General features: G+C 49.1%; 17 protein-coding genes. 12 read left to right on the forward strand and 5 right to left on the reverse strand.

Features of this window, described 5'->3' with window-relative positions; genetic code table 11:
- The first annotated feature begins 111 nt into the window (after positions 1–111).
- Both COW20_19510 and COW20_19515 read left to right on the forward strand, forming a co-directional pair.
- Positions 112–1530: a hypothetical protein gene (locus COW20_19510; protein PIW45542.1), complete on the forward strand. Its 1419-nt coding sequence runs from the start codon at positions 112–114 to the stop codon at positions 1528–1530.
- Positions 1511–5008, forward strand: a complete 3498-nt coding sequence (locus COW20_19515) for a hypothetical protein (protein ID PIW45543.1) — start codon at positions 1511–1513, stop codon at positions 5006–5008. Before COW20_19510 ends, COW20_19515 begins: the two co-directional genes overlap by 20 nt.
- On the opposite strand, the gene COW20_19520 is transcribed toward COW20_19515, so the two are convergent.
- From COW20_19520 to COW20_19530, 3 genes are read right to left on the reverse strand one after another with little or no spacing between them, the layout of a single operon-like run.
- Positions 4992–6287 (reverse strand): hypothetical protein, encoded by a 1296-nt coding sequence (locus COW20_19520; protein PIW45544.1) that lies wholly within the window; start codon positions 6285–6287, stop codon positions 4992–4994. The two genes, COW20_19515 and COW20_19520, sit on opposite strands and share 17 nt — an antisense overlap.
- Before the next feature lie 3 nt (positions 6288–6290).
- Complete coding sequence (locus COW20_19525; GenBank protein PIW45545.1) at positions 6291–7526, reverse strand: hypothetical protein; 1236 nt, start codon at positions 7524–7526, stop codon at positions 6291–6293.
- Between the two features lie 9 nt (positions 7527–7535).
- A complete protein-coding gene (locus COW20_19530) occupies positions 7536–8354 on the reverse strand; it encodes a hypothetical protein (protein PIW45546.1) in 819 nt (272 codons plus the stop codon).
- 180 nt (positions 8355–8534) lie between these two features.
- On the opposite strand from COW20_19530, the gene COW20_19535 reads away from it, so the two are divergent.
- The 6 genes from COW20_19535 (at position 8535) to COW20_19560 (ending at position 12912) form a co-directional block, all read left to right on the forward strand.
- The gene (locus COW20_19535; protein ID PIW45547.1) at positions 8535–9356 is read left to right on the forward strand and encodes a hypothetical protein; all 822 of its coding nucleotides are present in this window, start codon (positions 8535–8537) and stop codon (positions 9354–9356) included.
- 2 nt (positions 9357–9358) lie between these two features.
- Complete coding sequence (locus tag COW20_19540; protein PIW45548.1) at positions 9359–10273, forward strand: esterase; 915 nt, start codon at positions 9359–9361, stop codon at positions 10271–10273.
- Positions 10274–10909, forward strand: a complete 636-nt coding sequence (locus tag COW20_19545) for an MBL fold metallo-hydrolase (GenBank protein ID PIW45549.1) — start codon at positions 10274–10276, stop codon at positions 10907–10909. It abuts the gene before it with no gap.
- 107 nt (positions 10910–11016) lie between these two features.
- Positions 11017–11757 carry a hypothetical protein gene (locus COW20_19550; protein PIW45550.1) on the forward strand — a complete coding sequence of 247 codons (741 nt, stop codon included), beginning with the start codon at positions 11017–11019 and terminating at the stop codon, positions 11755–11757.
- A 22-nt stretch (positions 11758–11779) separates the two neighbouring features.
- Positions 11780–12529 carry a hypothetical protein gene (locus COW20_19555; GenBank protein ID PIW45551.1) on the forward strand — a complete coding sequence of 250 codons (750 nt, stop codon included), beginning with the start codon at positions 11780–11782 and terminating at the stop codon, positions 12527–12529.
- A 14-nt stretch (positions 12530–12543) separates the two neighbouring features.
- On the forward strand, positions 12544–12912 hold the full coding sequence (locus COW20_19560) for a hypothetical protein (GenBank protein PIW45552.1): 369 nt from the start codon (positions 12544–12546) through the stop codon (positions 12910–12912).
- Between the two features lie 64 nt (positions 12913–12976).
- On the opposite strand, the gene COW20_19565 is transcribed toward COW20_19560, so the two are convergent.
- Together COW20_19565 and COW20_19570 are read right to left on the reverse strand one after the other, a co-directional pair.
- Complete coding sequence (locus tag COW20_19565) at positions 12977–14722, reverse strand: hypothetical protein (GenBank protein ID PIW45553.1); 1746 nt, start codon at positions 14720–14722, stop codon at positions 12977–12979.
- Positions 14722–17235, reverse strand: a complete 2514-nt coding sequence (locus COW20_19570) for a hypothetical protein (protein PIW45554.1) — start codon at positions 17233–17235, stop codon at positions 14722–14724. Before COW20_19570 ends, COW20_19565 begins: the two co-directional genes overlap by 1 nt.
- A 611-nt stretch (positions 17236–17846) precedes the next feature.
- On the opposite strand from COW20_19570, the gene COW20_19575 reads away from it, so the two are divergent.
- The 4 genes from COW20_19575 to COW20_19590 all read left to right on the forward strand — a co-directional run bounded on the left by COW20_19575 (position 17847) and on the right by COW20_19590 (position 21193).
- Complete coding sequence (locus COW20_19575; protein ID PIW45555.1) at positions 17847–18443, forward strand: tRNA (adenosine(37)-N6)-threonylcarbamoyltransferase complex ATPase subunit type 1 TsaE; 597 nt, start codon at positions 17847–17849, stop codon at positions 18441–18443.
- A complete protein-coding gene (locus COW20_19580; GenBank protein PIW45556.1) occupies positions 18427–18906 on the forward strand; it encodes a hypothetical protein in 480 nt (159 codons plus the stop codon). Before COW20_19575 ends, COW20_19580 begins: the two co-directional genes overlap by 17 nt.
- Before the next feature lie 4 nt (positions 18907–18910).
- Positions 18911–19309 carry a hypothetical protein gene (locus COW20_19585; protein ID PIW45557.1) on the forward strand — a complete coding sequence of 133 codons (399 nt, stop codon included), beginning with the start codon at positions 18911–18913 and terminating at the stop codon, positions 19307–19309.
- 87 nt (positions 19310–19396) lie between these two features.
- Positions 19397–21193, forward strand: coding sequence for a hypothetical protein (locus COW20_19590; GenBank protein ID PIW45558.1), 1797 nt, complete (start codon positions 19397–19399; stop codon positions 21191–21193).
- The last annotated feature ends 13 nt before the right edge of the window (positions 21194–21206 follow it).

Consider the following 21206-nt stretch of genomic DNA (forward strand, 5'->3'; position numbering starts at 1 on the left):
ATACTATTTTGAGGGCGCTGTTGCCAGCGCTACACCTTATATCTCCGGCCTGAAGGCCGAAGTTTTACGGTGAGCCCGATAAAGCCAGAGTTTAGCCAGGAAGGTTGCCCCATGAGCCAAAGTTTCGTGCAAAATTTTCAGACCTTAAGCACTGTTCTCAGCCATTCTGAAGAAACCGACATATTACTGGCTACGCCGCTTAAAAACCCGGGACAAATGGCCCAGTTTTTCAGAGGCCAGGTGCGCTCTCCTCTGCTCTTTCGCAATGCGCTGCTCTGGCTTTCTGAAATTGTCGAATCCCGCTTTTATCGACCGGATCTTTGGCGCTATCTTGACCCCGTGGTGACCTGTGAACCTCAACGTGTGCGTTTGGAATGTTTTTCAAGTTGTGCCAGCGTCTATGGGCGCGTTGATTTTGAAGCCGATTTTTTCAATGGCTACGCCCTGCAAACCCGTGGCACCACCCATGTCAATTTCAACCCTGCGTTTATCAAAAGTCTGAGTCAACTGCGGCCTGGGCAAAGAGCTGTGCTGGAAGTTGGCGATCAATTTCTGGCCCTGGCGACAGAAACGGCACGTGAAATCGAGGTCAAAGTCACGCTTTCGGAACGTTGGCTGCGGGGCTTTCTTCAGTCACAGGCACTCTTTCGCCGGGCCACCCTGTGGAAAAGCCTGCCGACCCTGGCAGCCCGCCAATTTTTGCTGCAACTCAAAGCCTCAGACACTGGAGAGCGCTGCCTCTGCCTGCGGGGCGCGCAGCTTCAAAGCCTGCCCATTCGCCCCACAGGTCTGCCCGAAGCTGAGCTTTTGGAGGTATCAGGCCTTCACCGCCTCGGGCTCTTTCGCAAACTTATTCCCCATCTGCAAAGCTTGGACATCTATCAAACCCATGCAAACGGCCCTACCCTTTGGGTCGCTCACCTGCCCCAGGCGCGTTTGACACTTGCGCTTTCCAGTACCGTCAAACACGGGTTCTCTGGCGAAGGGGAAGCCCTGCGCAGTCTCTCTCAAATCGCCCCCCAAGCTGAACTTGACTTTTTAAGAATGCTGGTCGCCGGGCTCGAAAGTTTTACCCTTGAAGAACTCAGCCAACTTGCCGAGATTTCAATTGAACAGAGTACTGCCTGGGTCGATACCCTGGCCAGCGAAGGCCTGCTGGGTTTCGATAACCACGCAGACCGCTACTTCTACCGGGTTTTGCCTTTTGTTCAGGCCCGACAGGGGCGGCTGGAAAACTCCCAGGCTTTATTCAGCCAGGAAAAAGTAAGCCTGGAACAGGTTTTGGCTCTACCGGGAGGACTGACGGCTCAGGGTTGGATTCAAGGCCAATCAGCCGAATACCATGCCGAACTGGCCCTACAAGGCGGTTATCTCAGCCAAGGAAATTGCACCTGTCGCTGGATTCAACGTCACGGCTTGCAGCGGGGCCCTTGCAAACATCTCTTGGCACTGCGCTTTGCTGCAGAAGCTCACCTCGCACAAGTATCCCCCCCCGTAGCAGGAGAACACCATGCACCCCCTCTGGCCTGAATTGCTTGAATATCTGGTTCTAAAATCAGCTCCAGAATGCCGTGATTTTCTCAAAACATGGGGCGAGACAGAGCGTAAAACCTGCTTCAAATTGCACAAAGCCGATTTCAACAGTCTGCGTAAAACCTGTCATTATTCCGAAGACTCCTATTTGCTCATCTCGGGTTCACACGCCTTTGGCTGGAACAGCCAGGCCAAGCCCCGATTTTCTTCTGTCAAAAAAGAAGCCTCTGTTCTGAAAGCCCACGCTGCTGAGCTGAGCGATTATATTCAAGCCGAAAAGATTAACTTTTATGCCGCTGAAGACGCCTATGCCCTGGCCCTCAATCTTGAAACGGTCTGGGCTGCGCTCTGCGATCAGCGATCGGCCTTGGGAATTGCCAAAAATTTACGCAAAGCCCCTGCCATGCCTTATCATCTCTGGGAACAAGAAAAAAATCCATTGCAGTTGAATGGCCCTGAACCCGGTATTTTAGCTGTTAGTCTGGCCTTGAGCGAACGTCCAGAAAGCTGGGCGCTTGAAGCGCTGCAAAAACTTTTTGCCGAATACCAGGAAAACTACCCAGGCATCGGGTTTTACGCCAGTGTTTCCAAACTGATCGCCTTGCATCCTGCTTGGGAGACTGAACTGCGGGATGCCCTGGGAAAATCCCTGTTTATCGAACTTCACCGCTTTCATGACCATCTCAATCAAATTCCCCTGCCCCATCTTCTGATCGGCCTAAGTTGGCGCAATCTCGCCAGTGCTGGCCCCCTGAAAGGACATTCCTTTCCCCCCTACCTGAACACAGAAATTCTGGGTAAGTTTTTAGCCGAAAAACTTCCAGCATCAACAGAAGAGCTCAAACACCTGCGCTCAGACCTTGTCGATCTGATCTTACAAAGACTGCTTGAAAATACCCGCAAAGAAGAAAATCGGGAATGGTTGAAACTTTACGAAGTACTGAAGCTACTTCCTCAAGAAAAACAAGCAAGGCTGGAAACCTGGTTACAGCTGCTGCAAGCCTCAAGTTCCAATGCCATTCAATTGGCCTTGAAAGAATTCAAGAACCCCGAACTCTTCAAACAAGCCCCAGAATACCTGCCTGAATTGCTCATTCCGCAACTCAGTCACCCGGTTCAAAAAATTGCCAAAGAAAGCCTAAACCTGCTCAAGAAATGGCTGAAAGCTTTCCCCGAAAACGAATCTGCGCTCACTCCTTCCTTGCGGCTTCAATTGCTCAGTCCCCACGCTGTGGTACGTCAGGAGCTATTGAAAGAGCTGCAGGAAAAGGCGCTCTCTTCTGAAAGCCGGGCTGAATTGGAAGCGCTCTATGCTTCAGGTTTGGTGGGCCCCCTTGAGGCCGAAGCACTCACCCAGCTTTTGAAAAAAGAACCCCGTGCCACCACGCAAGTAAAAACAGAACACGCCTCGGTAGCCGAACGCCTGGCAGCCTGTTTTCCAGCCAAGCCGTCTCATCAGGGACTGTGGTCAGAGGATCCACTCCTCCCCATCCCCAACAGTCCAGAGGATCTGAGCGCCTGTTTTTTAAAACATTGTCAAACCGTTCCTAACGATACCCAACTTGAATGCATGGCCCAAGCCATCCTGAATCAGCCCCTTCCCCCTGAGCCAGAACGGCTGAAGCGTCAGATGAAACCTGTCTTCGCCGAGCTTGAAAGTTTACTCAAACCCCAACATGAACACAAATTTCAAAATCCACAGCGGGTTTTGCTCGCCCTGCTGCTGCAAGCCTGGCTCGAACCAACGCAAATCTCCAAAATTCCTGAGCAGGTTTGGCAAAGCTTGGATTTATACCAAAGCCCTTTCCGTCTGGAGCTCAGAGAAACCCTCCGGGCCCGCCAGGCAGCTCTGCCTTTTCGCCTTTCACAACCCGAATACCTCACCGGCTGGATCCGTCTGCCAAGCTTTCTACAGCGTCTGGAAAAAATTCCACCCTCCTGCCTGAGCGACACAATGCTCAGCAAAAGCTTGGCCCGTCTTACCCCCGATGGCCATGAAGCACACTGGGAAAAGCTCAAAACACAGATGCCCAAACTGCCTGAATCCTGGCCCCAAATCCTGACCCTGGCCCTTGGGCCAGAAGAAGAAGCTCTGCTTCTGATCAAGCTTTTTCAAAAAAAATGGCTCCACCAGCCACCTGATGATATTTTGCTGGAGCAACAATTTTCCCCCTCCCCACGGCCCAGAAAAGATTCAACAGAAAACCTCGAACTGCGTCGTTTCATGTTGGCTCTTCACGTCCGCCGCAGGGCAGAGCGCCTCAGTCCCGCTCTGCTTACCGAACTCAAAACACTGCCACTGCACCATCTGCGCCTGGATCTGGGCCTGGATTTTTCTGGAAATCTCTTGGAAAGCACTCTCTCCTCAAGTGAGACAGACAACTTACTCGATACCCTCTGGGGTGGTTTGAGTCAAGTATGGTCTCAATTCACAACAAAGGCCTCTGAACATGAGCCTTCAGATACTCCCCTTGAAGATTTGGCTAGCCCCCTGCAGAATCAACTCAAACATCTTATGCAACCCTTTTCAGAATACTCTCATCTGTATCTTTCGCTAAGCAAACTCACATCAGAATTGAGAGCTGAACTGCTTGCGGTTCTCTGGGGGCAACCCCAATGGGAAAAACTTCAAACGCTCAAACTCCCCGGACAAACCCGAAATTTTGAGTTTAGCCATCAGAACTGGCCCCAACTCTGGCCTCTGGCTATCTGTTTAAACCCACATTACCGCAATCTTTGGGAGAGTCTCAATCCAGACATTCACCTCTATCCACGCCTGCGACTCTGCCCGGATATGGCAGAGTCGCTCTTTGAGGTCGCCACTTTAAAATTACGCTGGAAACAGGGAGAGTTTGGGGGTATTTCACAAGAAGCATACAGCCGTTTGCGTCAGGATCTCTGGAAAAACAAGCGCGAAGAGCTCAAATCAAGTGAATTGCCTGATCTCAACGAAGTTATTCTTCCGCTCGATAAACATGATTTTCTGCTCTTATTACTCCAAGCAGGCCATTTACCACGCATCCCGCTGGCTCCGGCCCTAAAATCCCTGGCCTGGCTGCTGAGTCAAAAACATCCCCAGCAGCGCCAACCCGCAATCGATCTAATCTGGGCAGGCTTAGAAGATGGGCGTTTACAGAGCGAAGCCGTCGCACAGGCGATCGCTCAAGGGGGTTGCAGACAAAGCAAAGGATTGAATTATCTCTTAGACGCGCTGCAAATTTTCGAACTCAAAGGAGAAAAGGGACTGCTTCTCAATCTGCGTATCCTGGAATGCTGTTTCGCAAACACTGAAATCCCCACCAAAAATCTCTCTGCCCTGCTCGAACTCGCTTTCAAACTCTTGCCTCTGGCAGGAAACCCCTGCTTGGCAGAAGCCAGTCTGGCAGGCTTAAAACAACTGGCTCAAGCCCCCAAAAAAACAGTCTGTCGGGACAAAGCGCAGGTACTCTTGAAAACCCTCAAAACCCAGACTTAAATCGCGACTCACGGCTTTTGAAGGGGACAGGCGCACGGGTCAAATCAAAGCTCAGCAATTTTTCGGCCTCCTCCAAACAGGCTTCTGCACTTTTTTGAGGAAAACCATGGGTTTCAAGCCAAAGATAACTCTGAAGCAATTGCCCCTCAATCAGATTGACCGCCTGCCCCAATAAACGGGCATCAATCGGAACAGCTCTTAACTCGCGATAGGCCAGTAACTGGGCTTGAATCAAGGTTGGAAAGGCCGCAAACAAAAGATATTGCTGAAAAAAATTAACCCGCTGGGTAAACCATTGGTGGCAGGAAAGCAGCTTTCGGGCCAAATAATTGTGAAGAAAGGTTTTGATCAAGGCATATTCCTGCTCTGCCAACATCGGCAGTTGGCGCTTTCCCTGCAAAACCTCAGTATAAAAGGCATGGATCGACTCGCCCATCACGGTTCGCGGCATATGCACCAAAAACCACTCTAGCGCATAGGCCTGGCGTAAAGGCAAGGCCGAAGAGCTTTGCCCCAGCCACGTCAAGTCTTGCTGGTATAGGTTTTCAATTTCAGCAGGGCTCACGACATAGCTGGTTGTTTCAGGCGAAGCCAGACTTAATAATCGGCGCAAAACAGGGGTGAATCCACGTAAATTCTGCAAAGGAGAACGCTTTTCAGATTCAAAAAGCAGATGGTCCAATAAAAACCCAAGCCAAAGATACAGGCTTTCTCTTGAAAAAGCCAGGCCTGAGGTCACCAGCAAAGGAAACAAAGGCCCCCCAGCGCTTTGAGCTTCTTCGGCAGGAATCAGGCGGTAACTCAGTTCACCTGCGCTGAGCAGATAACTTGGCGCAAGATAACAACTCTGCATCAAGTGGGAAATCTGCAAAGGCCCGCCCACACGTTGCCAGAGATAGGGATAAAGCTGACAGGCCTGGGGTTTGGCTTCTTTGCCAAAATGCTTCTGCGCCAGACAGAGATTGTCCTGATCCAATAAAACACAGCGGGTCGATCCCGCTTGCTTGCGCAAATGGGCCATATGCCCCGAAGGGCTGTCAGGGGCCTGGGCTTCAAAAATATCATGGAAACGGGGATCTTCGTGGGCTTCAAAAACAGGCTTCCAACGTTGTATATAGGCTTCTGAAGCCCCCACAGACCATGGCAGACTGCAACATTGGGCACAGCGGGAACAGGCAAAATCATCCACTTCCTTAAAATGCAGGGCCAAGAGATGATCGGGATGCGCTTCAAGATGACGATTGAGCGCGTAAAAAAAGCTGAAAAAATCAGCGGTCATGCATCAACTGAGAAAACCACCACTCAAAAAACCATCTGTTTCTTGAGCTGACTCTTCCATTTCAAGGGTTCCAAGTGCCGAAAATCCCATAATATCCAATTCTGAAATCACAGCACGCCAATTTTCAGGCAAATGATTATCCAGCAGAGGGCGAATCTGCTCAAACTGGGCTTGAAGCTCACCCAACTGCAGACGGGTAGGCACCACTTGAAAATGGATGCCCAAAAACTCAAACAGCTTTTCCAGGCTGCGCTGGCTGAAGAGTTTCAAAATCCGGTAGTCACTCTGGCTAGGATTAATATTATCAAAACGATTGCCCAAAAGTCGAATCAATGTGGGCATCGAGGCCAGATTATAGCTGAAGAAAACCCATTCTGTGGTGGGACGGGTATATTTTTGTAATAAAAGCAGTTCTTTTTTGGGATCCCGCATGGCTTCCAGCCCCTGGTAGAAAACAACCGCATCAAAGGTTTTCCCCAAAGACTGCAAATAGGCATGATCCAATTGATGCTGAGGCAGTGCTTTCAGGGTCACCTTCCAAGGATAAGGCTGGCGCGGCATCTCGCGAAAAAAAGGCTCGTTGGCATAGGGGTTAATTTCAAGAATTGTTTTCACATGATGGGATAAGCGGGTACGCAAAAATTCATAGAAGGCAAGATAAATCTGCTCATTGAATCGTTTCTGAAAATACTGAGCGCTGAAGGTTTCTGCACTCAAACGACTGAGGCGGTCAAAACGCCTGGCGATCACGGGATCGACAAACAAAGTGGGAAGATAATCCAAGGAATACCAACCACACCATTCCTGCAAAAGAAAATACAGGGCCTGAAGTTTCGCCAGAGAAGCTTCTTCACCTGGCGTTTGAAACAAACGGAACTGAACCTGAATTCGCAGTTGGCGCGTTTCGCGCAGAATCATCGCCAAATGCTCAAGCTCGGGCGCATCGATCGCGACAGGCAGTTTTAGTTCCGTAAAATGCAGTTTTTGTAAACTTTCAAGGGTATCAAGAGAAAGCCCTTCGGGCAAAACTTCTGCTGCAAAACTAAATTTTTCCTGAAATTTTTCATAGCCCAGGGAGGTACGCAAAGCATGCAAAAAATCCCTCTCAAGTGAAAAGGGTTGATTCAAAAAACGGATATGCTGACCGGGAGCCAGACGTGCCAGCTGCTCAGTCAGTTCTTGGGGTGTGTCTGCGGTAACCGTCAGACCTTGCTGGGGGTGAAGGTATTTCAGGCTCATAGGGAGCCATTATACCATACCCGCACGATTGACCATATCGCTCAGACCGTAATCCTCAATGATACTTTTTATTTTTTGAGAATATTTGGGATCTGTCGCGTAAATTCCTTGAATATTGTCGAGAAAACGCAGTGGATTTTTATCTTTGGCGTATTGGTTTACAGCCTTATCATAATAGCCATTGTGAAATAGTTTGCCATGGCTGATCACCGCATCATGAAAATTTGAATAGCGGGCAAAATTATCCCGAATCGTGACATAACGGCCATTATAAAATTCACGGGTTTGAACATTGACGGTTCCCGCACTGCCTGAACCTTTGATGCCAAAAATATTATAGCCCCCAATTGGTGAGCGCGCCCAAGCCGATTCCAGTGCAGCCTGGGCCAGCGTGACCTCAGCGGGTACCCCATATTGTTTTTCAGATTCAATCGCGGCAGGCAAAAGCGCTTCAAAGAACGCTTTTTTATCTTCTTGCCCCAGGGTTTTGAGCTCAGAAGGAGGCATGCTCTTCAATTTTTGCACCGAAGACTGATAGCGAAGTTCGCTTAAACCGACAGCAGGCTTCGCTGGTGCAATAGCCACGGGCGCTTGAACAGCCGGGGCCGATTGCACAGGTTTCTTAAACAAACTCAAAGGATTGAGCAAACCCGCCGACGCAGAGGGGGAACTGACCTGAACCTGATCCTGAATTCCCAGCAACGAAGAAACACGGGAAAAACGCCCGGTATCAGGGGCAGAGACAGCAGAAGGCATTGCCGGTAAAGTGGGCAAAACCGGCCTCAATGCCGAGGGGGGTAGAAGCGTAAAGCTGACGGGTTGATTCATATACTTTCTATCGCCTATCTTAGTCCCGATATGACGTAAAAATCAAATTAAACTTTAGTTAATTTCATACGCCCTCTTCAGCGCTTTGAATTAAAAATTGTTAAAACAGGCTTTGAACCCAGATCCACACTTCAGTTCTGACAGTTTTAAGGCATAATAGTATTAAGAGGAAAAATCACTGTGGGCCAAATTCGAATTACAGCACAACAACCCCGGATGACCCTGCGCATCCAGGAGGGTGAATCACGGGTTGTCTCACCCCAAACAGACGAAACCAAGCCCAGCCCTCGTCCAGCAAAAGCTGAAGTCCCTGAGCTTCTCAACCCAAATGAAGCCCCCCCCAGCCCAGATCCCTCCCATTATCTTGAGCGTCTCAGTCCGCCTACCACCCGTCAAACCTTGGGCTCTGATTCTCTCCAATTGGAAGTGGGCTACCAATCGAAAGGGACGGAATTATTGACCCGCGCTCAGGATCCGGGCCTGGTTGAAAACCTCAAAGCCTTGAATGGCCCCAATCAAGGAACAGGCGCTGAATTCTTACAGGATAAAACCCTGATGACGGGTACCGTAATCCGTCCAGACGAAGCCGTTTCTGTCAGGGTCGGTATCGCCTCATCTGTCGATACCAGTCAATTCCAAAATGATCGGGAACATTGGCTAAAGCAGCTTCCCGCTGCAGCGCGAGCCGGTGTCTACGCCGGAGTCGGCGTGCAGACAGGCCCTGTCGCCTCCAATATTATTGTCGATACAGCCCTGGGGCAGCCCCGAATTGGCGCAGGCATGGCCGTCAATATTGCAACAGGTGCCACCGTTGGCGTCAGCTACCTGAATCAACCCAATCCACTCTCTGGTCAATCAGAAAACACCCTGCGTCTGGGAGCTGAAGTCTTCAGCCAGCAAGACACCGTGATTGGCGCAAATTTAACCCAACCCCTGCAGCGTGACAGCGCAGATGCCACGCAGACGGCCTTTGGCCTCTACCTGAATACCCGTTTCCACTGATCGTGAATAATTCCCGCATTCCCCGCAGCCGCCGCAAGCGTCCGACAGGTCCCTTGTATTATTCACTGAAGCCTGGCGCAGGCCTTCCCTCCCTGGTAGACACCCGCCAAATGGAATTTCGGCATCTTTCCATGCGGGGGCAACTAATTTTACATCCCGATCTTCAATCCCGATATATGTCTCACGCCCACCCCATCATGATTTATCTGCCCCCCAGTTATGCTCAATCGCCCCGCCGTCACTATCCCGTACTCTATGCCCACGACGGCAATAATCTCTTTGATCCAGCCACAGGGTTTATGGGACGGGAATGGCGTTTGGATGAAGCCTTGGAACGCCTCTTTGAAACTCAAAAAATTCCTGAAATGATCGTGGTCGGCATTTACAACAGCCCCGACCGCCTGGAAGAGTATACCTGGCACGCCTCTCTCTTTAATGGTTATCCTTGCGGCGGCAAAGGGGCAAGCTATGCCCGTTTTGTGGTGGAAGAACTCAAACCCTGGGTCAACCAACATTACCGAACCTTGCCTCAAGCCAGTTATACCGGCCAAATAGGCTCTTCTCTGGGTGCGATTATCAGCTTTTATATCGCACGTGCCTACCCTGATCAGTTCTCGCGGCTGGCCCTGATGTCACCGACTGTCTATTGGGCCAATCACCAAATCCTGCGGGATACTGCCAGTTTTCCCACCCATTTTCGTGTCTGGGTAGATATTGGCACTGAAGAGGGACAAGATCCCCACACAGAAGAAACCGTTGAAAGCACCCAAGCGTTCGTACATGCGCTTGAAGCCCAGGGGTATACACGCTTTCAAAATTTAGGTTATTACGTAGATTGGTTCGCGGGCCATGATGAAATGGCCTGGGCTCAGCGGGTACACAAACCCTTACAATTTTTATATGGAGAGCTTGTTTGAATGTCTTTGGCAATCGCGACCTTTCCAGTGGGGCTCTTGCAATGCAACTGCAGCATTGTCAGCGACCCAGAAACACGCGAAGCCTTGATTATTGATCCCGGTGGAGATGCCCCCAAAATTCTCGACTATCTCAAAGAAAATCAACTGAAAGCTCGCTATCTCTTGCACACCCATGCCCATTTTGATCATGTTGGCGCCACACGGGAACTCAAAGAAACCCTTGGAGCAGAAATTCTTTTGCACCCAGAAGATCTCTTTCTCTATGACCAAGTACCCATGCAAGGCGCACTTTTTGGGCTCCAATTGGAAGCGACCACCCCCACAGATCGCCCCCTTGAAGATGAAATGGAAATCTGTTTTGGCAAGCAGACAACCCGCATATTACACACACCGGGCCATACCCCAGGCAGCGTTTGCTTCCATTTTGAAGGCCATGAAAGCCATCTCTTTTCAGGCGATACCCTTTTTAAAGGCGGAATTGGGCGAACCGATCTTTGGGGCGGCTCTCAAGAGACACTGATGCGCTCCATTCATCGCCGATTGCTCTGTTTAGACGAGAGCACGCAAATCTATCCAGGGCATGGCCCCCAATCCACCCTTTGGCATGAAAAAAAGCAAAACCCTTTTCTGGTGTGACACTCTCAATGCCCTTTAAGCACAACCACCCCTTAAGAGAAAGGGAATTCTAAGCGCCTTATTTAAACTTTAAAGACCGAGTCTTTGCTAGAATAGAAAAGAGTTCAATGATCCCGACTGAACGGAAAGCCATGCAAACAGAAATCCCAACACTTGAAAGCCGCACACCTGGCCAAGAAAAATTTTGGCACCTCACGCGCCAGGAAATTTTTTTCAAAACAGCAACCAAAGACTTGGAATGGCTGGCCCAGATTTCACATTTTGAAGCGACTCCCAAGGGCAGTATTCTCTATTTGCCTGGCGATCTGGCAGAGGATATCTTTATCTTAAAACAAGGTCGGATTCGAATTTCACGTATCTCCAGCGAAGGCAAACAAATCACACTGGCTTTGCTGGAAGCCCCGACCCTCTTCGGCGAATTGGCCCTGATCAATGACGGCACCCCCCATGAAAGCATGGCAGAAACCCTCGAAGAAACCTATCTTTGCAAAATTTCCCGCCAAAATTTTGAAAGCTTTTTGGCTCGACACCCCGAGGTCAATCTGCGTGTCATGAAACTTGTCGGCCAACGCTTGCGACAGATTGAAAACAAACTTGAAGACTTGGTCTTTATGTCGGTAGAACAACGGCTACAAAAATTGCTGCTCAAACTGGCTTTAGAATATGGACGCAAAACCCAGGAAGGCACCTTGATCAACCTGAGAATTACCCACGAAGAACTGGGGCATCTGATCAATGCCACACGCCCGACCATTACAGAACTGCTGCGTAAGTTTGAAAATCAAAGTCTGATCAAGGTCATTAAACGCAAAATTCTCGTTCTGCCTTCCTTGCTGGAAGCCGCCTGAGTTCTTTGCTACAATACACAACATGCAAAAACCTTCATCTACCCGCCAGAAAATTGACCGTGTCTTGCAGTCTAAACTGCTTTTAGACGCCAGCCCGACTTTAACCGACGTCTATACCCTGATCAACCAACTCAGCAGTGATGTTTTGGATCTTTATCCCCATATTGCCTGCCGTACACAATGCAATACCTGCTGCAAAGGCACCTCCATGCCTGTGGCCAGCCCGGCTGAATGGGCCATTCTACACGATTATCTGCTCAGATTTTGGTCTGAGGAGCAACGCGCGGCCTTGGTTCAACGCATTGAAAACCTCTTTCTGCTCCATGCAGAATCCCTTTGGGCTGTCCACGATACCATTCAGCAAGATGCAGATATGAGCAAGGTTGAAAAATTTGCAGAAATTTTACCACAACTGGCTGATACCCAATGCCCCTTTCTGGTCGATGAAACCTGTTCTGCCTATGCTGGGCGCCCCGCCAAATGCCGTGCCCATGGTGGGTTTCTGTTTGTCTTTCAAGAACATGTTCAATTGCATGCCTGCCAGTCTGAAGTCGAAAAAATGGAAGCCTTCATGGAAAACCAAGGCACACGTAAAGTGGTCATGCCAGTTTGGAACCCCTTTGAGGAAAAAATTGTGCAGGTCTTCAATGCCCCTGGAGCAACCTCTACGATTCTTGCCATTTGGGTCAAAAGTCATATAGTAGAGGGCAGACTTGCTGAAGAAGCCAATCTGAACCCTGATTTTCAGGCCCTGCGCAGCTCAAAGCGTTAAATACCCGATCCGATATGAAAGCCGTTCAGACAATAGGCCTGCTGATTGCGTCCAATGCCTTCATGACCCTGGCCTGGTATGGCCACCTCAAATTCAATCAAATCAAGGGACTTCAATCCCTCGGGCTGCTTGCGATTATTCTAGTCAGCTGGGGCATTGCGCTGTTTGAATACTGTTTTCAGGTCCCCGCCAACAGAATTGGATTCAATGGCCATGGGGGCCCTTTTTCCTTGGTTCAACTCAAAGTGCTACAAGAAGTCATTACTCTCAGTGTTTTTGTGGTTTTTTCGCTCTTGGTTTTTAAGGGGGAACATTTTCGCTTGAACCATCTCTGGGGTTTTTTATGTCTGGTTGCAGCCGTATATTTTATCTTTAAGCGCTGATTTCGTTCTCGCCATAAAAAAAAGCAGCGTTTTAAACGCTGCTTTTTTCAATCAAAAATCGATCTTAGTTCGACAGGAAGGTCAACGAGTTATAGGTCACACGATAACCTTGCGCAAAATTATTAATCGTCGGATTCAATAATTTAATGCTAAAGGGATCATTTCCTTTTCCGGGTTCGAAATGAATGGGTTGACTCCAGTCTTTCAGGCCCAAAACATTGAAAGTACCCAGGTCAAAATCACTGGCGACCAACTGAACACGGTAATTATTTCCCAGTTTTAAACTGGACGGGTGATCTGTTCCAAAGTCAGGATACTTAATCGAAGTGCCCAAGGTATAGGCTTCCCAGCGGAAAAGCTGCGGTGTCTGCCCTTGCAAATCCACCTGATAGCTATTGGCTTCCGTATGGCGGTTCCAGGCAATATCAGGCGTCAAATCACTGGTAATAAAATGGGTTTTATTCAGATCTTTGAAATCTGTTTCACTGCCAATCCGATTGAAGACCGGAGGCGTCATAAAACTGCGTGAAACCGTATTGTTGAGTTGAATATTGGGAACCACAATATCGCTGCCCTTCAGAGAAGTTCCACTGTGGGCTTCAAGCGTAAAATTGGTATTGTTCAGCTTAGGCAAGCGAACGGTCTGGGTCACAGAAGCAGAGGTATAGCTGGTGTATTTAGCCACCAAAACACGTCCACCATCTGGCATATTCATATAAATCTGCATGACCACATTTTTCAAACCACTGTCTGAGGGGGCTGTCAGATTGACATTGATTTGACCAAAGGCTTCAGGGCTGATCTGGTGATTAAATGAGACCAAGAGGTCAGTGGGTCGAATCGGAGTATAACCAGCACTGGCACTGGGCAAGGGCGTAGGAATCGGTTGGGGGGGAGGCGTCGGAACCACCACATTGGGACTGTAGCCGTATTGTGTCAATTGCAGAAGACTGCCGATTGACTCAAAGACTCCCGTAAACAGGGTTCCCTTTGTTGAAGAACGATTTACCTTGACACGAACGCTCATATTATAGCGGCCACTGAATTTATCAGGAGCAGCTGCAGAAGCATTGCTGCCATTGCCATCTGTAAACACAATGAAAGCATCGCGGCCATTCTGATTCAGATTGGTAACACTTCCACTAAAACCATAACTGTCCTGGCGGAAGAGTGGCCCCTCTTTAAGCGGAGTTAAGTGAATATCCCGGTTTGTGCCAGGAGGTACATCCGTGACCGAGGATGAAGTATATCCTTCAAAGCCAGCTGAAAGGCTGACAAGCTTGTCAAATTCCTGCGTGGTTTCATAAAAACCATTGCTGTCTGTTGTCAATGAAAGGGATTCATCCACTTTTACCTTTGCGCTCGACAGAGGAAGGAACTGTTCCGATTTAATATCCCATCCCAAAACGCGCCCCTTAATCACCGACTTCACAACCGGAAGATTGGTTGCCAATTGGCCACTGGCTTGAATCACGGGCAATGGATTGGCTGAGATCTGGTTGTCAATATTGGGAGCAATATTGGGCAGAAAAGGCGTTGCCGTAGGAGTTGGCAAAGGCCCGTCAATGCCAGGATTGGAAGAAGCGATAGCCCCAAAAGGCCCTGAAGGGGAAGGAATGGGTATTGGCCCAGAACTCACACCCGGTTGGGGCAGAAAAACAGGTAAAGTAGACGCCAATGAAGAAGGTAAAATCACAGGCGAAGACGGATCTGTTGTATTTCGGGTATTTACCAGGAAGGGAACGGTACAGCCGACACTAATGGCCAACCCACAAGATACCAGGACCCACTGAATATGTTTTCTGTTCATTACCAGGCCATATCCTTATGCAATTTGTAAACGATTCCATTGCCACCGCCCATGACGACAAAATTAGAAGCTGCTCCCAAAGGAACAGGGCGGGTTTCTGCCCGCTTGGGCAGCTCACCGGCAGCATTCGGTGCCGAAATTGGGAACACGTCATTGAGACGCTCAAGATTCGCATTCAAAGGCAGCAACGCACGGTTCAGGAAAATTCCTGTTTTTCCGCTTGGATCAGAATCAACTGTTAAAAGTTTATCATTGGATAAAACCAGCGGCACCGAACGGGAAAGTGCTGTAAAGGAAAGATTGCTCTGATCGATACGTGCTGCTTGCAAGACCAGATAGTTGCTTTCCTCTTTGAATTTTGTATCACTTGAATAATCCAGTTCAAACAAAACATTGCCGTGCTGGAGATAGACATGCTGTCCATTGCCTCTCAAAACAGGTGAAGAGAGGATATTGCCATTGGAATAAGCTTGGGTAGGCAAGACGCGACCATAGGTTGCCGTATTCGGTTCCATGATATCCACCTTGTCACCGGCACCGGGTGCGTCGGTCAGTGCAGAAGTCAGCTTGATTCTGCGATTGGTGGTATCCACGCTGGCAACAACACCATACTCAAAGCGTCCACGCAAACTGGTGTTATTATGCGTTACGCGAACGATCTGCCCTGTGGCAAACTCAGCAACACTGCCCAATTCAAAATCAATCGTAGAATTGGTCACCCCCATCACACGGTTGGTGATTTTTTCAAAGGGTACGAATTTATCCGTATGCAACTTGGCCTGAACAGCGGCTTTTAATGTGCCACCGGGATCTGGAACTGTTAATTGGTAAACAAACTTCGAGCTGTCTGTTACGACTTTGCCATCATCATCCAAGGCAACCTCAATGCCCTTGTGACGGTTGGTACCGGTGGCATCCTTGTCACAACTGGCGTTGGTAGACGAACACAGCGTTGCCACAGGGGTATTCGGTAAATTCGTAAAGATAATCGAATCACCTTCAGCCAGCCCCTCTGGGTTTCCGATTTTAAACTGGAACACCTGGTCTGCACCCGCTGCTGTAGGTGAGGGAGTGGGGCTAGGCGTTGCAGAAGGCGAAGGAAGCGGGGTAGGACGCACGGCCAGGTTCACAACACTTACACTTTCTCCCCCCAGCAAAGTAGCAGGGTTGGGAGTTGGGGAAGGCAAGGGGAACAATTTGCTTTCTTTTAAGGTCACAGCCCCTTCAACCGTCACCTGATCCAAGGTGCCATATAGACTCAGACCATCGCGGGTAATAATCCGCAGGAAATCTCCTGATTTAAAACCAAAACGTTGATCGATGGAGAAGGTTGTATCTGTGGGCAGTGGCTCACGCAATAAGTTTGTAGAGGGCAAGGTTCTGTTGACCGTATTGGGCCCCAGCACGCGGCTGGGTTTAAAGGCCGCTAATTCACGAATTTCAAGCAAGGGACTCTGTGCTGCCAAAGACAGATTCGTGGTATTGGAAGCATCATTCAAACGAACCTTATATAAAAACGATCCGCAAGACACAATTCCCACGTCGAGCGTGGCATCCACGGCAACAGAGGCACTGACCTGACATCCCGTACTGCGGGGGAGGGTTGTCAGATCAAGGGTAGAAACGATCGCGCCATTGTCTTCACGAATTTTATAAAACTTGCCTTCTTCAGAACCAATATAAATATGTTTACCGGCCCCGGTAACAACAGGCGAAGCTTTGAATTTTCCGGTATTCGAACTGCTGACCACTTTGGGACTGTAACTTTGGGTAAAGCTTGTACCATTGAAGGTGTATTTGTAAATACGCCCTTGTTTACTGCCTGCAACATAAATATTATCAGTGGCTCCAGAAATGACGAAGGGAGAGGAGAACTCAAACTCTTCGCCAATAATATCTACAAAACTGCGAACAAGCCCTGTAGCGGCATTGATCGCATAAAGCCGACCGGTACTGGAAAGCGCGTAAAGGGTATTCACACCGCCTGCCGCACCCAGCCCCGCAGAAGTGCCAATAAACCGCCCGCCATTATCATGCAGGCTGAGATCCCAAATTTTTGAACCGTTGTCATTCAACGCAAAGACATTGGTAGAGGACAGACTGGAAGTAAGGTAATAAGCATCAGTGCCAATCACGACAGGTGTATTGGGCAAATACTCACTGTTGTCTGAACCCGGAAGATTTTTTGCAAAATCACTGGTCAAGCCCCCTGAAGAAGTGGCCTCTTTCACCTGTTGTTCAATCGCAGGATCACTCATTGCAGGTTTTACAGAATCAACAAAAGCCTGGGTGCGAAAACCTTGGGCACCGAGAATTCGATCAGTCGTCCAATCATAACGATAGAGACTTTGTGGAAGCGGACGCGCCTGAGGCAGTGGACCTGATACTGTTTGAGAAACTGAACTGGTAGGAACCAGGGGTTTCTGCTGCAGAAGCTCAGGATTAGAAGCGACACAACCGGCAACAGCCAGTGAAACACTCAGAGAAAAAGCAATCAGTGCAGTACTCTGCATGGGGAGATCTCTCAAACCAACCATTCGTAAATTACCTCAAGTTTGATACCGCTGGTCTGGGGGCAGACACAGTGCCAGATCTGGAAAATCATGATTTCTGAATCAAGGCCAGATAATTAGCCCATCCATATAACACAACTATACACAATTTGCACCTTAAATCAATATAACTAACGCTCCGATTTAATGTAATTTTAAAATTTTTAAAATAGAATCCGACGTATTTAATACTTAATTAAAAGAAATCAAAAACCAATTAAAAACCAGCTTTTTAAACTAAAAATAAATCAATTAAAAACATAACAAAAACTATTTTTTTATATATACGTCTTTATTTCAAATAATATTAAAATACACCCTGAATAGCAGATAAAAATATTAAATTTATAAATATTTTTGTCACTTCCCCACAGACCTTTGCATTCGTCTTTCAGACAAGTGGTGAAAATCAAAAGGCCTGTGCTAGGATAATAAACAGAGTACCCTGCGCATTGATGCGGAATTCTAGTGTTTTGAGCCTAACCCTTCTAAAGGTTGAAACCGTCTTCTGGCATGGCCGTATACCTCTGCGTTGAGGAAACCTAAAATGTTGGAGAGGTTTCTGTTGTTGTTTGGAGCACTTGCTTCAAAAACATCTGGTTCTGCACTGTGCAGGGTACTTTTCAAGCTCAAAGCAAACACAACTCTGTAAAATTAAAACGAAACCTCAAATGCCTGTTTTAAATCTCACCCTTGCTTCAGCCCAGGAGACCCAAAACTTGGGGGCTCTCTTGGCTCAATTTAAGTCTGAATTGCCTTCGGTCTGGCTTTTACAAGGGGATTTAGGCAGTGGCAAAACAACCTTCAGTCAGGGCTTGGCCAAAGGTTTAGGAATCAAAGAACACCTCACCAGCCCAACCTTCAGTCTGGTAAATGAATACCACTTTGCCAACGGTCAAACCCTGTTTCATTTTGATTTATACCGCTTGGGCTCCCTTGAAGAACTTTATGAAATCGGCATTGAAGACTATCTTAGAGACCCCCAGGCCTTTTCTTTGATTGAATGGCCTGAGCATTTTCTGGAGGCATTTCCTCCTCCTTATTTACACCTCTTTTTTCATCACGCAGAGCAAGGCCGTCAAGCTGAGATTCATTTACCAGAGGCCTATGCTATGCTGGAAATACCTCTTAGGAAGGCATTGAAAACACTGCATGTCACCATCTTCTGATGCTTCGAAACTACCCGATCCACAGGCCTACCAACAATTGATGAACGGAGCTGCAGCCCCCCTTTCAAAGGCGTTTGAACTTGCAGCACAGGGAGTATCAAGCCATATTCACAGTTTAAATGAGAATGTGACCTTTATTCTCGACAATTCAGAAGAAGTCACTTTACGCGTGATTGAAATTGATATCGAACACGCTGAAGGAAAAGCCTTGGCACTTCGAATTCAAGCCCGTACAGACTTTAAAAACGTACTCGTACTCGCGAAAAAACTCAATATGAAAATCGGCGCATTCAGTACTTACTTTACGGTGATTCTCAATGCAGATCCCGAGTTCATGGAACTCTATAATGACCAAATCGTCACTTTGGACCAGCCCGCTAAATTTTTTGAAACCCTCGATGAAATCAAGCGTCCCATTTTTCTGAATCTCAATCATTACGTCATTGCACGCATTTCAGACTAAAGCCATGAAACTCAAGCTTGGGATCGGGGCGATATTCTGTTTGCTCTGCTTCACCTTCTCTTCGGATCTTTCTCCCGTTCTGGCAACCCCCAAACGGGCCATTGAAATTCTGGCCGATGAAGTCGAAATGGAGTTGGACAGTGGTCTGACGCGCTTTCATCGGAATGTCAGAATCACCCTCAATCAATACCGAATTCAGTGCCAGACGGCAACCGTCAAATTAGATCCCAAAACCCGTCAGCTACAGGAAATCACCATGAGCGGTTCTGTTATAATACAAGGGAACGATGGCCTGATTCGCGGAAAAAAAGTCATCTTTTCAGCCCGCACCAATAAGTTAAAGCTTGAGGGAGCGGTTTATACGCGGATTCAAGTCGAACTGCCTGCAGAGTTTAATCCCTGATTGATCAGAATTTAAGGCAGAGATAAGCATGTTTTCCAAAAAATCCGCGATAAGGATTTTGTAAAGGTCTGAGAAAGGGTATCTGACATGACATATACAAGCGGTTATCAGTCCCAGGTGCCAGGCACCAGTGTATACAGCCCCTTCAATAGGAATGGCGCTGGCACCCCTGCTCCTGCTGGTAACTATCCAGGATATTCTCCGACAGGCCCTGCTTCTGCTCCAGCGATGGGTTCAGATGCTTTTGTACCTGTTTCTTCCCCTGAAGATATGGATCGCGTGGTCTCGAGTATCGATGATAAAATCGCCCGTATTCGTCAGGCCTTCAGTCAGCCCAGCCCAGCTCCCGGCATGCCCACAGGTGCCCCCCAAGCTCCGGCAGTGCCACAGGTCAGCCAAGATGAAATTCAATGGGCCCTGCAACTTGAACAAAAAGTAAAAGGTGGACAACAACCCACCGCCCAAGAAACCGCCCGTTATGAAGACATTGCCAAACGACTTGCCGCTGCTCAACAGGCCCCCGCAGCGCCTACTGCGCCTCAAGCTCCGGCGGCACCTCAGGTCAGCCAAGATGAAATTCAATGGGCTCTGCAACTTGAACAAAAAGTAAAAGGTGGACAACAACCCACCGCCCAAGAAACTGCCCGTTATGAAGATATCGCCAAACGGCTGGCAGCTGCTCAACAGGCTCCTGCCGCTGCCCCAAGCGCACCCCAGGCTCCCGCTGCACCTCAGGTCAGCCAAGATGAAATTCAATGGGCCCTGCAACTTGAACAAAAAGTAAAAGGGGGTCAGCAACCCACCGCCCAAGAAACTGCCCGTTATGAAGACATTGCCAAGCGACTGGCGGCGGCCCAACAAGCTCCTGCTACGGCACCCACTGCCCCCAATGGCAATCGCGATTGGAGCAATTGGAGCAAACCCTTTGCTCCTCCTGCAGCTTCAGCCATGCCTTTGCCCATTGCCGCTCCCGGCAGTGGCCAACCCGTGGTAACCGTGCCCACCAGTTTGCGTGGAGCCCCCCAAACCCCTCCGGCTGTCGCAATGACTCAGCCTGTACCCGCCAGTCTGACACCCGCCCCCATGATGCCTCAGGCGGCAACAGCTCCTCAACAGCCTCCAACAGGAAATGTCAGCCAACAGGAAATTCAATGGGCCCTGCAACTTGAACAAAGAGTCAATCAACAGAAATACCAGCCAACAGCCCAAGAAACGGCTGCCTACCAAAATATCGCCCAACGCTTGAGCGCAGCTCAGTCACAGCCCCAAACGGCTCCTGTTCAGCCTGCGCCTCAGTTTCAGCCGCAGACGGCTCCGCCTGCAGCGCAACCCTTTCAGCCTCAAACATTGCCACCGGCTTCCCAACCCATGATGCCTCAGGCAGCAACAGCTCCCCAACAGCCCGCTCAAGCCCCGTCACAAATGGGCAATGCCAGCCAACAGGAAATTCAATGGGCCCTGCAACTTGAACAAAGAGTCAAACAGCAAGGTTATCAACCTTCGGCCCAAGAAGTCGCAGCCTATGAAAATATTGCTCAGCGCTTAAGTGCGGCTCCGCCGCAACAGGCTGCAGCCCCCCAAATGGCACCCCAGGGCGTGCCTCAACAGCGCCCAGGAATGCCCCCCCAAGGTCAACAGGTGATGATGCCCCCAACCCCTCAGCAGGTGCCGATCGTACCGCAGCAATATCCCTATGTGCAGCAGCAGACACCTCAGTATATTGTTCAGCCACAGCCCTTTGTGCCCCCCCAGCCACAAGCACAAATGGCACCTCCCGGTTATCAACAGCAACAGGTAGCAGGCATGCCACAGGTTCCCCCACCCGGACAGAAACCAGGTTTTGCAGATCGCATGAAAAATGCCTGGAACGCCCTCTGGGGTTAAACAAACAGATACT

This window comes from bacterium (Candidatus Blackallbacteria) CG13_big_fil_rev_8_21_14_2_50_49_14 (genome assembly GCA_002783405.1).
Classification (GTDB): Bacteria; Cyanobacteriota; Sericytochromatia; order UBA7694; family UBA7694.

Bases quoted from the DNA above. Each gene is read 5' to 3' on its own strand.
- COW20_19525 (PIW45545.1), bottom strand. From the start codon at position 7,526: ATGAGCCTGAAATACCTTCACCCCCAGCAAGGTCTGACGGTTACCGCA.
- COW20_19530 (PIW45546.1), bottom strand. From the start codon at position 8,354: ATGAATCAACCCGTCAGCTTTACGCTTCTACCCCCCTCGGCATTGAGG.
- COW20_19545 (PIW45549.1), top strand. From the start codon at position 10,274: ATGTCTTTGGCAATCGCGACCTTTCCAGTGGGGCTCTTGCAATGCAAC.
- COW20_19580 (PIW45556.1), top strand. From the start codon at position 18,427: ATGTCACCATCTTCTGATGCTTCGAAACTACCCGATCCACAGGCCTAC.
- COW20_19570 (PIW45554.1), bottom strand. From the start codon at position 17,235: ATGCAGAGTACTGCACTGATTGCTTTTTCTCTGAGTGTTTCACTGGCT.
- COW20_19520 (PIW45544.1), bottom strand. From the start codon at position 6,287: ATGACCGCTGATTTTTTCAGCTTTTTTTACGCGCTCAATCGTCATCTT.
- COW20_19585 (PIW45557.1), top strand. From the start codon at position 18,911: ATGAAACTCAAGCTTGGGATCGGGGCGATATTCTGTTTGCTCTGCTTC.
- COW20_19590 (PIW45558.1), top strand. From the start codon at position 19,397: ATGACATATACAAGCGGTTATCAGTCCCAGGTGCCAGGCACCAGTGTA.
- COW20_19560 (PIW45552.1), top strand. From the start codon at position 12,544: ATGAAAGCCGTTCAGACAATAGGCCTGCTGATTGCGTCCAATGCCTTC.
- COW20_19515 (PIW45543.1), top strand. From the start codon at position 1,511: ATGCACCCCCTCTGGCCTGAATTGCTTGAATATCTGGTTCTAAAATCA.
- COW20_19550 (PIW45550.1), top strand. From the start codon at position 11,017: ATGATCCCGACTGAACGGAAAGCCATGCAAACAGAAATCCCAACACTT.
- COW20_19510 (PIW45542.1), top strand. From the start codon at position 112: ATGAGCCAAAGTTTCGTGCAAAATTTTCAGACCTTAAGCACTGTTCTC.
- COW20_19565 (PIW45553.1), bottom strand. From the start codon at position 14,722: ATGAACAGAAAACATATTCAGTGGGTCCTGGTATCTTGTGGGTTGGCC.
- COW20_19555 (PIW45551.1), top strand. From the start codon at position 11,780: ATGCAAAAACCTTCATCTACCCGCCAGAAAATTGACCGTGTCTTGCAG.